This is a genomic window from Paenibacillus sp. TAB_01, assembly GCF_043945595.1.
GTDB lineage: Bacteria > Bacillota > Bacilli > Paenibacillales > NBRC-103111 > Paenibacillus_S.
This window is the reverse complement of the sequence record NZ_JBIFNP010000001.1, coordinates 3,938,674-3,952,438: the sequence shown is the minus strand read 5'-3', so window position 1 is coordinate 3,952,438 and position 13,765 is coordinate 3,938,674. Positions and strand designations below refer to the sequence as shown.

General features: G+C 51.7%; 14 protein-coding genes and 1 pseudogene. 12 read left to right on the top strand and 3 right to left on the bottom strand.

Features of this window, described 5'->3' with window-relative positions; genetic code table 11:
- Positions 1-5 precede the first annotated feature (5 nt).
- The 8 genes from ACHHV8_RS19080 (at position 6) to ACHHV8_RS19045 (ending at position 7,435) form a co-directional block, all read left to right on the top strand.
- The gene (locus ACHHV8_RS19080; protein ID WP_395160614.1) at positions 6-878 is read left to right on the top strand and encodes a type II secretion system F family protein; all 873 of its coding nucleotides are present in this window, start codon (positions 6-8) and stop codon (positions 876-878) included.
- 63 nt (positions 879-941) lie between these two features.
- Positions 942-1,169, top strand: coding sequence for a Flp1 family type IVb pilin (locus tag ACHHV8_RS19075; RefSeq protein WP_395160612.1), 228 nt, complete (start codon positions 942-944; stop codon positions 1,167-1,169).
- A gap of 3 nt (positions 1,170-1,172) precedes the next feature.
- Positions 1,173-2,216, top strand: coding sequence for a hypothetical protein (locus tag ACHHV8_RS19070; RefSeq protein ID WP_395160610.1), 1,044 nt, complete (start codon positions 1,173-1,175; stop codon positions 2,214-2,216).
- A gap of 23 nt (positions 2,217-2,239) precedes the next feature.
- The gene (locus ACHHV8_RS19065) at positions 2,240-3,739 is read left to right on the top strand and encodes a hypothetical protein (protein ID WP_395160608.1); all 1,500 of its coding nucleotides are present in this window, start codon (positions 2,240-2,242) and stop codon (positions 3,737-3,739) included.
- A 61-nt stretch (positions 3,740-3,800) separates the two neighbouring features.
- Entirely contained in the window at positions 3,801-4,511 is a 711-nt protein-coding gene (locus tag ACHHV8_RS19060; protein ID WP_395160606.1) for a hypothetical protein, read from the top strand.
- A 20-nt stretch (positions 4,512-4,531) separates the two neighbouring features.
- Positions 4,532-5,218, top strand: a complete 687-nt coding sequence (locus ACHHV8_RS19055) for a TadE/TadG family type IV pilus assembly protein (RefSeq protein ID WP_395160604.1) — start codon at positions 4,532-4,534, stop codon at positions 5,216-5,218.
- Positions 5,215-5,733 carry an A24 family peptidase gene (locus tag ACHHV8_RS19050; protein WP_395160602.1) on the top strand — a complete coding sequence of 173 codons (519 nt, stop codon included), beginning with the start codon at positions 5,215-5,217 and terminating at the stop codon, positions 5,731-5,733. The genes ACHHV8_RS19055 and ACHHV8_RS19050 overlap by 4 nt, the downstream gene beginning before the upstream one ends.
- Before the next feature lie 16 nt (positions 5,734-5,749).
- Positions 5,750-7,435 (top strand): DUF6382 domain-containing protein, encoded by a 1,686-nt coding sequence (locus ACHHV8_RS19045; protein WP_395160600.1) that lies wholly within the window; start codon positions 5,750-5,752, stop codon positions 7,433-7,435.
- Positions 7,436-7,644: 209 nt separating this feature from the next.
- Here ACHHV8_RS19045 and ACHHV8_RS19040 read toward each other — a convergent pair whose 3' ends face one another.
- Both ACHHV8_RS19040 and ACHHV8_RS19035 read right to left on the bottom strand, forming a co-directional pair.
- Positions 7,645-8,076 carry a DUF2269 family protein gene (locus ACHHV8_RS19040; protein ID WP_395160598.1) on the bottom strand — a complete coding sequence of 144 codons (432 nt, stop codon included), beginning with the start codon at positions 8,074-8,076 and terminating at the stop codon, positions 7,645-7,647.
- A gap of 79 nt (positions 8,077-8,155) precedes the next feature.
- Positions 8,156-8,485 carry an ASCH domain-containing protein gene (locus tag ACHHV8_RS19035; protein WP_395160596.1) on the bottom strand — a complete coding sequence of 110 codons (330 nt, stop codon included), beginning with the start codon at positions 8,483-8,485 and terminating at the stop codon, positions 8,156-8,158.
- Positions 8,486-8,570: 85 nt separating this feature from the next.
- Here ACHHV8_RS19035 and ACHHV8_RS19030 point away from each other — a divergent pair, with 85 nt between their 5' ends.
- From ACHHV8_RS19030 to ACHHV8_RS19015, 4 genes and pseudogenes are all read left to right on the top strand, one after another.
- Entirely contained in the window at positions 8,571-9,620 is a 1,050-nt protein-coding gene (locus ACHHV8_RS19030; protein ID WP_395160594.1) for a M42 family metallopeptidase, read from the top strand.
- A 34-nt stretch (positions 9,621-9,654) separates the two neighbouring features.
- A complete protein-coding gene (locus ACHHV8_RS19025) occupies positions 9,655-11,274 on the top strand; it encodes an ABC-F family ATP-binding cassette domain-containing protein (RefSeq protein ID WP_395160592.1) in 1,620 nt (539 codons plus the stop codon).
- Between the two features lie 76 nt (positions 11,275-11,350).
- Positions 11,351-11,592, top strand: a pseudogene (locus ACHHV8_RS19020) (ABC transporter C-terminal domain-containing protein); the annotation flags it as partial.
- A 173-nt stretch (positions 11,593-11,765) separates the two neighbouring features.
- Complete coding sequence (locus tag ACHHV8_RS19015) at positions 11,766-13,379, top strand: ABC-F family ATP-binding cassette domain-containing protein (RefSeq protein WP_395160590.1); 1,614 nt, start codon at positions 11,766-11,768, stop codon at positions 13,377-13,379.
- Between the two features lie 70 nt (positions 13,380-13,449).
- Here ACHHV8_RS19015 and ACHHV8_RS19010 read toward each other — a convergent pair whose 3' ends face one another.
- Positions 13,450-13,659, bottom strand: a complete 210-nt coding sequence (locus ACHHV8_RS19010; protein ID WP_395160588.1) for a hypothetical protein — start codon at positions 13,657-13,659, stop codon at positions 13,450-13,452.
- Between the last annotated feature and the right edge of the window lie 106 nt (positions 13,660-13,765).

Genomic DNA, 13,765 nt, shown 5'->3' with positions numbered 1-13,765 from the left:
GAGCTATGGTAATGTTCAGTTTATTCGGAGTGGAGCTGGTTTGTTTTTTCTGCATACTCTGGTCGGTAAGATCAGCCTATAAAAGCTTTATCCAAGATCATCGAAAGCAGCTTCCCGCCGCTTTCATGGCACCGGTATCGTTATGGATTATGGAGAAGCTCCGGCTGGCCGATCGGCTGTCGGAGCCGTTAGCCAGAGTTCACCAGTGCATGGCTGGCCTGTATGGCAGCAAAAATGCGCTGCCGTTTACAAGGTGCTTTATCGTCAAAAATATCTCGTTCAGCCTCTTATGTTTTGCCGGCGGTACGCTTCTGGCTGCAGTCACTGAAGATAATTGGGAGATCTTACTGTACACACTTTTTCTAACCGCGCTAATTCCGTATGCCTTATATAAAGAATTGGCCGGGCAGCTGCAAAAGAAGAAAAGGCAGATGCTGCTGGAGTTGCCTGAAGTCATGAACCAGCTCATTCTGCTGGTGAACGCCGGCGAAACCGTACAAAAAGCGCTGCTGCGGTGCGTAGAGCGCGGCAGTGAAGGATTAAAGGCGAGTCCGCTGCTCCATGAGTTAGCTGCAGCCGCGTACCAGATCAGAATGAACGCATCGTTTCCCAAAGCGATGGAGGACTTCAGCAAACGGTGCGGCATGCAGGAGGTATCGCTGTTTACAACGACGCTGCTGTTAAATTACAGGCGCGGGGGCGATGAGCTGGTCATGTCTTTGAAAGAATTATCGACCGTTCTATGGGAGAAAAGGAAGTCTTTAGCCAGAACCTTAGGGGAGGAAGCATCCTCGAAGATGGTGTTCCCGATGGTCCTTATTTTTTTGGTTGTCATGGTAGTCGTAGCTTCGCCCGCTGTTCTGATGATGGGTCAATAAGCGGAGCTGACACTGCTGGATTGGATTTCGAACTCACGAACAGAAGGAAAGGGGTTTAAGGGGATGCATGAAATAAACAAGGCTGTCAATCGTTTTTGGAAAGAGGAGGACGGGCTGGGCACACTGGAAATTTTATTAATCGTGGCTGTTCTCGTAATTATAGCCATCGCATTTAGAAAATGGATCATAAAGTGGATGGAGAGTCTGTTTAGCTCGGCCAACACTCAGATCACAAACCAGTCCGGCACAATTGAAAGCGATGCTACTAATCTCAGTCCGAAAGCACCGTAAACTATGCCTTTAAAGTTTAATATAAGCCGATATGACGAACCGGTCCCGAAGCGGGGGAGAGTCAATAAAGTCATCCGAGGCACGGACGGCAGTTTTACTATCGAGGCCAGTCTGGTGCTTCCGATCATACTTATCTGCACCATATTGCTGTTGTTCTTAGGACTGTTCTTTTTTCAAACCTCTTCGGCTTATCAAACAGCCGGTTTGGCAGCGGATCGGGCCGCATTCGTATGGGATAACAGCAGGAAGGACCCGGTAACGGGGGCCTTTAATGTCAGTGAAAGCGACGGATTGTATTGGCGGCTTCACAATGACAGCCTGTCCGATTTGTTCCGCTGGTTAATTCCTAACGCGCAGGCACAAGTGACGCTGCCTACGTCGGGTTCATCGCCCGATCAAGGACCGGTAGGCAAGCTTCAGCATGTGGGGGCCGTGCTGTCTGCCGAATGGAACGGGACGATGCGCTACGTCAACAACGGGTTGTTTAAAAAAGTGGAGGTGGAGCTGGAAAAACCATTCCGTTCCCCTGCTTACGCCAGACAAAATATACGGCAGCAGGTCGTGTCTTATGCGGATGCCCAGGTCGTCGATCCTGTGGAATGGATCCGGCTAATCGACTTCACCCGTACCTTCGTTCAGGAGATTCAAGGCAGAATAAAGCCGGAGGATGCCCTCCTTGCTATGGTGGAGCCTCAAAGCGTACCGGAACCGCGTGTCGTTATCAACAGCCATGCGAGCGCTGCTAATTATTTGAGAACCTTGGTCAACGGTAAAGAAGAAACGATTCAAGTCGATGCTACGACCAAGCGAGTGGTGGATGCAATGGATGCGAATATGGTTGCCCATCAGGCGTTTTACACGTTCAACGAGAGCCAGCTGCGGACGGTACAGCTTCCCAAGGATGAACAGCTGCTTCGGAGCGGCTCACAGGTGAAGGGGGTTGTATGGCACTTTTTTAAGCTGTCCAAGCAGGAGCAGGTAAAATTGTCGCAAGGACTGCGATCGGAGCTGGAACGCAAAGGAATCGTCATCGTTATTCATGAGTAATGCCGGATGGGATGTGAGAAAGCTTGAAGTTGCTGCGGCGATGGCTTGTGGAGCAGCAAGGAACTGTTTCGCTCTATTTTGTACTTGTTTTGGTGCCGATCTTTATGTTTTGCGCGCTGCTGATCGATTTCGCCAGAATAAAAGTTGCTGAGAAGGAAGCCGAAAATGCGGTAAAAACGAGCGTACGCTCCACACTTTCTGCATTTTCCCTGCCGCTGCATGCCTACGGCCTGTATGCGCTGGGACCGGATTCCGAGGAAGCGAAGAAGATTTTTCTGGATACGGCGGAAGGAAACCTGTCGGCCTCCATCAAGGAGCCGGGCTTCCAATACATCGATCAAAGGCTGGAGGCAGGCGGCTCAAGTCTGATACCGATGTATTCGCTGGCGAATCATACCGTTTTCAAAAAACAGCTGCTTGAGGAAATGAAGTATCGCGCACCGCTTGTCTATTCTCTGGAGATCGCTGATAAGTTTAAAACAACGGGGCTGGCGGCAACGATGAATCAAGGCTCACGCTTCGCTGAGCGTTCAGCCCAAATCGAAGCTCTCCTGGATGAGCGCAATGCTAATTTAGACACCGCCTGGAAAAAGTGGACGGCTATTCAGCAGAAAGCCACAGCCATTCAGCCGTTTTACCAAACCCAGCTGGACAAACTCAATGAGCTTAGCGGTAAAATAGGCATTCATACGATCGACGAAACAAAGCAGGCATTGGCGGATGCCAATAAGCAGCTGAAGGATTTGAAGGCGGATATTAAAGATGTCAAGAAGGACATTCGTTCCTTAGCGGATGCGGGAAGCAGCGCTGCCAAGACGCTAGATCGCCTCAACGATTTGAAAGATCAGCTGGAGGAGCAGGCAGCGGCAGTAGAAGCCCAGGTGAACGATTTGGATGAACTGCTGGACAATTTGATCCAATACGCCGAAGTGCTGGCGCTTTTAAAATTACGGTCCGCTTCCGACGCGGCTGCTCTCAAAGAGCAGCTTGGCGGTTTTGACGAAGCATTGAATGAAGCGAAACGAGTGAATGATCAATTAAATGCGGAGTTACAATCGAGCACGGCAGGTGCGGATTATACGGCGGACCGCGTGTTACAGTCCATCCCGCTGTTCAGCAGACAAGAGCTTGACGATTATGGCAGTAAGGCGGCTTCAACCGTTGCCTTATTTACAGGGCTTCAGGCCCAGCTTGACCGGGTTATCTTTTTTGATTCCCAAAGCTACAGTAACGCAGTTAAAGCGGTACAAGCCTTTGGGAAACAAGCTGGCGAGCTGACGGCATCGCAAGGAGCAAAGGAAACTGCCAGAGCCCAGCATCAATCCGGCGTTGCCAAAGCCAAGCAGGAGCAGAGGAATAAGATACAGCCGGTGCTGGATCAAGTATCGGGCGTTTTGGAGAAATGCAGCATACTCAGCTCCGCGGACCTTTTTCATGATCTGTATGTGAAGCTGCAGGGAGATCCTTCTGCGGGCAGCAAAGGGTATTTTCAAGCTTATATGGAAGCCAATCAAGGCAAGTGACCTGGCTGAACCCGTTCCCGAGATTTCATTGGATAACGCAGATAAGGCCGGTTTGAGCGCGATGAAATTGGTGGCGTCGCTGTCCGATCTGCTGGTGGATGTCAGAGATGAGTTTTATGTCGACGAATTTGCTTTGAGCAAGTTCAGCTACAGGACACTGGGATTGGAAAAGGACGGCAGCGGCCGGTTAAAGACAATAAATGAACCTTCCGATCCGCAATCGCATGCGCTTGCCAAACAGGAGCTTGAATATTTACTGTACGGCAGCGGCTCCTGTTCAGGCAATTATGCGAAGGCTTACGCCGAAATGTTCGCGTTCAGGCTAGCCGTTCGAACCGCGGAAGCGCTTCTGGAGCCGAGTAATGAGATGTTGAATCTGGGCTCGCCCTTGCTTGTATTTTTAGCTGCAGTAGCGGAAGGGGCAGTCCATGCGCAGCAGGATATGATGAAGCTTGTGGAAGGAGAAGCGGTTCCCCTGTCGAGCAAGCTGGGCAGCTGGCTGGAACTGAATTATAAAGATTATTTGCGTATCTTTTTTCTGCTGCACAGCAGAGATCAGATTTTGTTGTCGCGGATGCAGGCCTTGATCCAGTTAAATACAGGCTTGGATCTTCAAAAGAGCAGTACCTACGTTTCGGGGACCGTCTTGACTTCGGTGAAATTATGGTTTTTACCCGGCCTTATGAAAGGGCTTGGCAAAGCGGGGCTGCAAGCTTGTCAGGTGGCGGAAGGCCGCTGCCAAATAACGAAAACAGGGGTGATGGCGTACTGAACCGGCAGGCTGCAAGACGATTGGGCTGGGTACCCAAGTGCTGCAGAGATGAAGCGGGAGGGATCGTATTAGAGGCGGCTATGGTGCTGCCGTTATTTTTATCGTTTATTTTTATGCTTGTCGCTTTTATCCAAGTATCCATAGCGGAGATGGCGCTTCAATCCGCGGTTTCGGAAACGACGAAGGTTGTCGCCGCACACATGTATCCTGTAGATCTGCTGTACCAGCAAGCAAAGGGGAAATGGGAGCAAACCGCTGCCGCCGGATGGCTGGAGCAGGCGCTGGGCCATATTGAGTCTGTCAAACAGACGGCTGTAAATACGGAGGAGTTTATGGATCAATATGAAAGGTGGATTCCCGATCCGGTCATTAAGCTGATGGAATGGGAGCAAACGCATCGAGAAGAGGTTGAAGCGTTAGGACAAGCGCAATCCGAGGAGGCCAAGCAAGCAGTAAAAGCGGTCTACAAACCGCTGTTAAATAAAGCAGTCACTCCTATTGTGGCGCTCTATGCGAACAAAACCAGCCTGCGAACGGAGCGATTAAAGGTAACGGATGTGATTCTTCCTGATTTGAATCAAAGAGATCAAGCCTTTATCGGAATCGAGGCCGAGTATGAAGTGCCGCTGGTCATCCCTTTTTTTCATAAGACGATGACCGTCCGGAAAAGAGCGCTGGAGCGGGCTTGGATTGGAGGAAACGGATGATTTTTATTGCCATAACAGGAATCGTACTGCTGCTGGCCTTTTGGACGGATGTGAGCAGGCAAAAGATTCCGAACAGCCTTACGGCAGGAGGCTGGCTGCTGGGAATGCTGCTGCATCCTTTTATGACGGGATGGAACGGCTTGGCCGATGCTTTTCTTGGAACCGCAATCGGCCTGCTGCCGATGTTTGTTTTGTATCTATTCCGTGCGGTCGGAGCGGGGGATGTGAAGCTGTTTGCCGCGCTGGGTGCGCTCAACGGCAGTGCTTTCGTTATGCAAAGCCTTGTGTATTCGTTATGGTACGCCGCCGTCGCAGCCGTGATCATTTTATTATGGCGCAGGGAATGGAAGACAAGCTTTACGCGAATGTACCATGTTATCTTGTGTCTTCTAACCCTAAAAAGTCCGAAGCACTGGCTGCATTACGCGGACTCTAATCACCATATACGGTTTCCGATGATGTGGGCAGTGCTGCCTGCGGCTGTAACCGTCTATTTGTCGGCCGTTTCAATATAGAAAGGGAGGAAAAGGGATGCAGACGTCCCTGTATGGGTTTGAAATTAATTATGTAAGCCGCAACGGGCACTTCATGGTGTTTTCCGATGCAGACGTTCTGGAGAGAGAGAAGCTGTCGGAATTCCAGATCAAAATGCTTTTGTCGAACGCCATCCCCCGCTTGCTGGAGCTTCAGGTGGAGGAACTCGACGGGAACCTCAAGCTTTTTTATAACATTACCGGCAAAAGAAAGCTGAGTTACCTGCTGCGGGCAGGCAGCATGACCATCCAGCAGATGTTTGAGCTGCTGTACGGTATCGCCGACGTCCTGTCAGCCAGCGGAAATTATATGCTGCAGGAAAACCGGTATGTTTTGCTGGAGGAGTACATTTATTGCGGAGAGCATTTGACGGATTTGTATTTAACCTACGTGCCTAGAGAAACGAACATGGAGAACAATATCGTCGCTGCAGACCTGCTGCAGCTGCTTTCCAGGTTAGTGCATAAAGTTTCGGAGCTGCAGGGCAGCGGATACCAGGAATTGACCAGCTGCCTTATGGAAGATTCGTTTAACCTTCCTACATTGAAGGCATTGCTGCGAAAGCATATTTCCCAGCTGGGAGGAGGCGGTTCCATCGCCTCGCCTGTCAAGCCGGCGTATAACGTGCAGGGACAGGCATTTCCGTTCGAAGGAATCGCCCCTCGAAGTTCGCTCTCCTCAATGGCTTCGAATGAGCCGTCAGAGCCTTCCGAGCTTTCTCTCCCGCAGTTCCTGAAAGGAAAAGGAAAAGGAAAACCGGGAACACGGCAGGTGGAATCGCCGGAGAGAATCGCCGAAGGATTTAAGGAAGAACTGAAGCCTGAGCCGCCGCCCTTTTTTAATACCTATTCTTTGCAAGATTCGGATAAAGCAGGTGAAGACAGCGTTGAGCGAGTGGAAGGCTCTGCTACAGGAGCGCTAAGCAAAATCAAGCTTCCATCGATTGTTGCAGGGGCTGCCTCAATGTGCCTTGTTTGGAGGTTGTATCTGAACCATCCATCGGAAGCCTGGCTTATGATATGTGCGGGTTTAACGCTTCTGCTGGGGGATCTGCTTTATGTCCTATGGTTTATTTGGAAGCCTTGGTCAAAGGCTCCGGGTACAGGCGGCCCGTCGGTTCCGGCCATGGATATTTCCGCCTATCTGCCCAAGCAGCGTGCAGGCGCATTCGGCGAACCACACACTGACGCAGCGGAGCAAACGAAACAGCAGGAGCCCGTTCATGACCGGCTGCAATCCCGGTTGGAGTCGATGAACCCCATGTCCCCGACCGTATCCTCCGATAAATACGATGAAAAAAACAACTATTACGAGCAATTGGATCATCGCACGGTACTGCTTGGGCAAAGAGAGGCAACCGTACTATTGAATACGTCTGACCGGCATCAGCCTTCCGCTCCTTATCTTGAGTATATGTCACAGGAAGGAGTACGTAAGGTAGAAATGACCAAGGAAGCGCTGGTTATTGGGAGAAGCGGGGAAGCGGCCGATTTTGAACATAAGGAGATAGGGATTTCCAGGCTGCATACGGAGATAGTCCGTGATGCCGGGAGCTTTCTTGTCAAAGATCTCGGCTCCCGAAACGGGACCTACTTAAATGGGGAGCTATTCGGTCCCTTACCAAACGTATTCTCTTCAGGAAGGAGATATAGTAAAACTGGCGGCAACCGAATTTACATTTAAAATAGGGCCGTAAGTAAGGGATTGAAAACGACGAATGCATTTTCCTCCGAGCGGCGTGCAGGGCATCAATTGAAGTGTGCAGCAAGCTTGCTGCCATGTTCATGAGGAGTGCGTTGTGACGAGGGGAGATGATGATGAATTTGTAGAACCGTTAAGTAATCAGTTAAATTGAGTACGGTACGAAAAACCGGCCTTTTGGAGAGAGCTTCTCACCATAAGGCCGGTTTCATTATCATGAGCCACAGCATAACAAACAGAATGATCATATATAAGTACAAAGCCCTGGAAAGCTTGCGGACTAAAGGCTCGCGGTCATGCTCTTCCTGCCGGAGACGCCGGATGGTCGGAGAAAAGGCACGCGCCATAAAGAATAAAGAAGCGAACAGCACGGCGAATGTCGCTGCGATCCAAGGTGTACTCCAAGGCCAGCCGCCAAGCCAGAGCAGCAGCAGCCCGGAAAAAACAAGGACATGACCGGAATGCTTGGATAAACGAACAACGAAATGAAACGTATCGAGGTAAGAGGATAACAGCTGACGGTCTGGGGTTCGCAGCTTCGATAGCATGGGGATGAGGACAATGAAAGAACCGATAGAAACGACTGCGCTTACCGCGTGAATAAAGACAAGCCAAGGATACAAAGCTACTGCCTCCAAACTTGAAAAGGTGAATAAAACAGTGTAGCATTCATTTCATTGAAGACTACACTGTTTTTTGGTGTTAAACGGCGCGGAATTCGTGTACCCATACTTTCATATGCGGAAGCCAAGGCATGCCTGCATGCATGGAAAGAATATAGTTTTTGTAGTCTTCCAGAGAATTGAATCCTTCGGACTGCACGTCTTCTTCCGTCAGCTCGCCCAGCGACTGCTGGTACACTTTATGTACTTCGAATTTGCGGCCTTGAAGCTCCATGATTTCGCCGATATCGGCATAACGTCCGTTACGGCGGGTCGACGTTTTGAGACCGCTGAGCACTTTTTCCACGTCATCTTCTTTCGTAACGAGACGTTCGATGGTACAGGTTTTTGGGGGCAATGTTTCTGACATAGGTAAAACCTCCTAGATTTTGTTCAGTTGTTAAGCTTACATGAAAATAAGGCCGATAGCAAATGGCCGGATCGGAGTGATAAAGATGAAGAATCGGATTAACAGTACTTACGTGCTGGAATTACTGGAAAGGCTGCTCCTTACCCCAAGTCCCAGCGGTTTTACTCAGAACATTATGAAGCTTGCCGGCGAGCAGGCGGAGAAGCTGGGCTTTCCGATGACATTCACCCACAAAGGCGGCGGCATCATCACCATCCCCGGTAAAGACGACTCGCGTGTGATCGGCTTGTCCGCTCATGTTGATACGTTGGGGGCCATGGTACGTTCGCTGAAGCCGAACGGAACGCTGCGGTTTACTTCGGTTGGCGGATATATGATGGGCTCGGTGGAAAATGAATACTGCCAAATCCATACGCGGGATGGCCGAAGCTATGACGGCACAATTCTGACCTCCAAGCCCTCGGTGCATGTGTATCCGGATGCCCGCGAGCTGAAACGGGAAGAAGCCGTTATGGAAATCCGTCTTGATGAGAAGGTAAAGTCGGCGGACGACGTGTCGGCGCTCGGGATTCGGGTCGGTGATTTCGTTTCCTTCGATCCTCGGGCTCAGTTTAAAGAGAACGGATTTATTAAGTCCAGGCATCTTGACGATAAGGCCGGTGTGGCTGCATTATATGGATTAATCGAGCTGTTAGGCAGGGAAAAGCTCGTTCCGTCCTGCACGCTGAAGCTGTTCATCAGCACGTATGAGGAGGTAGGTCACGGCGCAGCTTATCTGCCTCCAGATATCGATGAGCTGATTGCTGTGGATATGGGGGCCATGGGCGACGATTTGTCCTGCACGGAATATGACGTTTCCATCTGTGCGAAGGACTCGTCGGGACCGTACGATTATGCAATGACCTCCCAGCTGATCCGTTTGGCAGAACGTGACGGGCTGTCGTATGCCATTGATATTTACCCGCAATACGGCTCCGACGCCTCGGCGGCACTGCGTGGAGGAAGCAACATTCGTGCGGCGCTGATCGGTCCCGGCGTTCACGCTTCTCACAGCATGGAGCGCACGCATAGCGAGGCCATCTGGAACACGATAGCGCTGCTCGCGGCATACGTTGCCGAGCCATGCGATATTTGAGCCGCTTACCAAAGAACTAAAGGGGTTGTAACCATTGAACATATTAACCGTGGAGCATCTGAATAAAAGCTATGGAGAGAAGGTGCTGTTTGACGACATTTCCTTCCAGATTAACGAGAAGCAGAGAATCGGACTGGTCGGTGTGAACGGCACCGGCAAATCGTCCTTGCTGAAAGCAATGGCCGGACTGGAGTCGGTCGACTCGGGCAAGCTGATCCATTCCAATCATTTCCGGGTGGAATATTTGCCGCAAAACCCGGCATTCGATACTGATTCGACAGTGCTGGAGCAGGTATTTTACGGGGATACGCCGTTAATGGCTGCACTTCGGGATTATGAGGTAGCGCTCAGCGAGCTGCAGCTCGCGCCGGAGGACGAGAAGCGCCAGTCGCGGTTATTTGCCGTACAGCAGCGAATGGATTCGCTGAACGCCTGGGAGGCTAACACGACGGCGAAGACGGTGCTGACGAAGCTCGGCATTACCGATTTTTCGCAAAAGGTCGGCGTGCTGTCAGGCGGACAGCGCAAGCGGGTCGCGATGGCCCGCGTGCTGATCCAGCCTGCGGACCTGCTGATCCTGGATGAGCCGACGAACCATATCGACCATGCTACGGTCGAATGGCTCGAGCAATTTTTGGCCAAGTGGAAAGGGGCGCTGCTGCTGGTCACGCATGACCGTTACTTCCTGGACCGCGTCACGAACCGCATATTAGAGCTGGACCGCGGCAAGCTGTACAGCTATGAGGGCAACTACGCGACATTTCTGGAGAAAAAAGCGGAGCGGCTCGAGCGCGAGGCGGCGGAAGAGGATAAGCGGCAAAATTTGCTGCGCCGCGAGCTCGCCTGGCTGCGCCGCGGAGCGAAGGCGCGCACCACGAAGCAGAAGGCGCGGATCGACCGCGTCGTCGAGCTGCGCGACCGGAAGGTCGACGGCCCCGGGGCCCAGCTGGACATGGCGCTTGGAGCCAGCCGGCTCGGCAAGAAGGTCATCGAGCTGATCGACGTCTCCAAATCGTTCGAAGAACGGCGCCTGATCGACGATTTCAGCTATATCGTGCTGCCGGATGACCGGATCGGCATTATCGGGCCGAACGGCAGCGGCAAATCGACGCTGCTCAATCTGCTGGCGGGCAGACTTCAGCCCGATGCGGGCACGATTGAGACTGGTACGACCGTCAAGCTGGCGTATTATACGCAGGAATCGGTTGAAATGGACGAGAAGCAGCGGGTCATCGAATACATCAAAGAAGCGGCCGAGGTCATTCGCACGGCGAACGGTGAAGCGATTACCGCGGCTCAGATGCTGGAACGTTTCTTGTTCTCGCCTGCGCTGCAGTGGACGCAAATCGGCAGATTGTCCGGCGGAGAACGCCGCAGATTATATCTGCTCCGCACGCTGATGGGCGAGCCGAATGTGCTGCTGCTGGATGAGCCGACGAACGATTTGGACATCCAGACGCTGACGATACTGGAAGAGTATCTGGAGGAATTTCCAGGGGCCGTCATCACCGTATCTCATGACCGGTACTTTTTGGACCGGACGGCGGACCACTTGTTTGCTTTTGAGGGAGACGGGCGCATCGAACGGTTTATGGGCAATTACACGGAGTATATGGAAGCGGCGCGTCTTGATGAGCAGCAAACCCAGGACTAACCGGAAGCAGCAGCCGTCGTCGGGCCCAGGCTCGTCCGGGCAGGACAAAGGAACGGCAGAACGGCGGGAATCGTCACGCGCCCGCAAGCTCAGCTTCAAGGAGCAGAAGGAATGGGACGAAATCGAAGGGAAAATCGCCGGCCTGGAAGAACGCTTGACCGAAGTGAAGAAACAGATTGAACGCGCGGGCAGCGATTACGGGAAGGTGCAGGAGCTGTTCGGCGAAGAGCAGCGGCTGAGCGAACAGCTGGAGCAGGCGATGGAGCGTTCTGAACCGAGCTGTCCGAGCTGGTAGAAGAGATCGCCGGCAATAAATAAACGAAGCGATGCGAGCACCCGGCCGCTCTTTTGCCGGCCTCCGCAGCAATCATACCGACTTATCTTTCATTTGTTGAAAACCATTGGGAAACAGGACTCGTTTTATGTTATAATATGTGATTGGAAGCTTTAGCGGCGGAAATCGCAATATTTTATGAGAGTAGGTTCGATAGATGATTACAGTAACTGGTGTCACTTTACGATATGGGAAAAGAGCGTTATTCGAAGATGTGAATGTGAAGTTCACTCCCGGTAACTGCTACGGTCTGATTGGGGCCAACGGCGCGGGCAAATCCACGTTTTTGAAAATTTTATCCGGCGAAATGGAGCCGAACAAAGGCGAAGTCAGCATTACGCCGGGCGAACGGATGGCTGTGCTGAAGCAGAACCATTTTGAATACGACGAAGTGGAAGTGCTCAGAACGGTCATGATGGGGCATGCGCGTCTGTTCGAGATTATGGAAGAAAAGAATGCGATCTACGCCAAGCCGGACTTTTCCGAGGAAGACGGCATGCGCGCAGCCGAGCTTGAGGGTGAGTTCCAGGATCTGGACGGATGGCAGGCGGAGTCGGACGCGGCGGAGCTGCTGATCGGACTCGGCATTCCGAAAGATATGCATGAGCTGAAAATGAAGGATCTGAGCGGTAACGAGAAGGTACGCGTCCTGCTGGCCCAAGCGTTGTTCGGCAACCCGAACATTTTGCTCCTCGATGAGCCGACGAACCATTTGGATATCGAATCGATCAACTGGCTGGAAAATTTCCTGTCCCGGTATGAAGGCACCGTTATCGTCGTATCCCATGACCGTCACTTCCTGAACCAGGTTTGTACGCATATTGCGGATATCGATTTCGGCAAGCTGCAGCTGTACGTGGGCAACTACGATTTCTGGTACGAGTCCAGCCAGCTGGCTTTGAAGCTGACGCGCGAGTCCAATAAAAAAGTTGAAGAGAAGCGTAAGGAGCTGGAAGCGTTTATTCAGCGTTTTAGCGCGAATGCTTCCAAATCCAAGCAGGCGACTTCGCGGAAAAAGCAGCTGGAGAAGCTGACCTTGGAAGATATCAAGCCTTCAACGCGGAAATATCCGTTCATCAAGTTCCAGCCGGAACGCGAAGCGGGTAAGCAGATTTTGACGGTGGACCGCCTGAACAAAACGATCGACGGCGAGGTTGTGCTGAACAATATCAGCTTCACGTTGAATAAAGGCGATAAAATCGCGCTGGTCGGTCCGAACGGCCACGCCAAAACGACGCTGTTCCAGATTCTTATGGGCGAGCTGGAGGCGGATTCCGGCGAGTACGCATGGGGCGTTACGACGACTCAAGCCTATTTCCCTAAGGACAACTCCGAATATTTCAACTCCGACATGAACCTGGTCGACTGGCTCCGCCAATATTCCAAGGATCAGGACGAATCGTATCTGCGCGGATTTCTAGGACGGATGCTGTTCTCCGGCGAGGAAGCGCTGAAGAAAGCAAGCGTGCTGTCCGGGGGCGAGAAGGTACGCTGCATGCTGTCCAAAATGATGATGAGCGGGGCGAACGTGCTGATCCTTGATGAGCCGACAAACCACTTGGATCTGGAGTCCATTACAGCGCTGAACAACGGAATGGTTGATTTTGACGGAACGATGATGTTCGTCTCCCATGACCATCAGTTCGTGCAAACGGTAGCGAACCGCATTTTTGAAATTACGCCGAACGGCTTGATCGATAAAATGATGACATACGACGAGTACCTGGAAAGCGAAGAAATCAAAAAGCAGCGCGAGCAGCTGTACGCTTAACAGATCTATAAAAACGAAAAAGAAGGATGAGCTTGGATAGCATGCTCATCCTTCTTTATAAAGTCCTGGCCTAGCTGCCGCCGGTGCGGCGCCGTTGATTGTTCGGCTTCTTATTGTTTTGGCTGCGCATAACTGCGCTGTTGCCTCCACGCTGCTGGCTGCCTGGTTTTGCATCGGCCTGCGCCTGCTTCTTCTGGGCCAGCTTATTCTTGATTGCGTCAGCCAAGCTGACTTTCTTGGGCTCTTGTCCGGATTCGTTCGACGGAGTCACGTCTGACATAGGGTACACCTTCCTTGCATTAGATGATTTCATTGTACTGATTTGTCCCTATGGAAGCAAGCGGAAAAATGCGTTTTACTTATTTATGGATCACTTAAGATCAAAG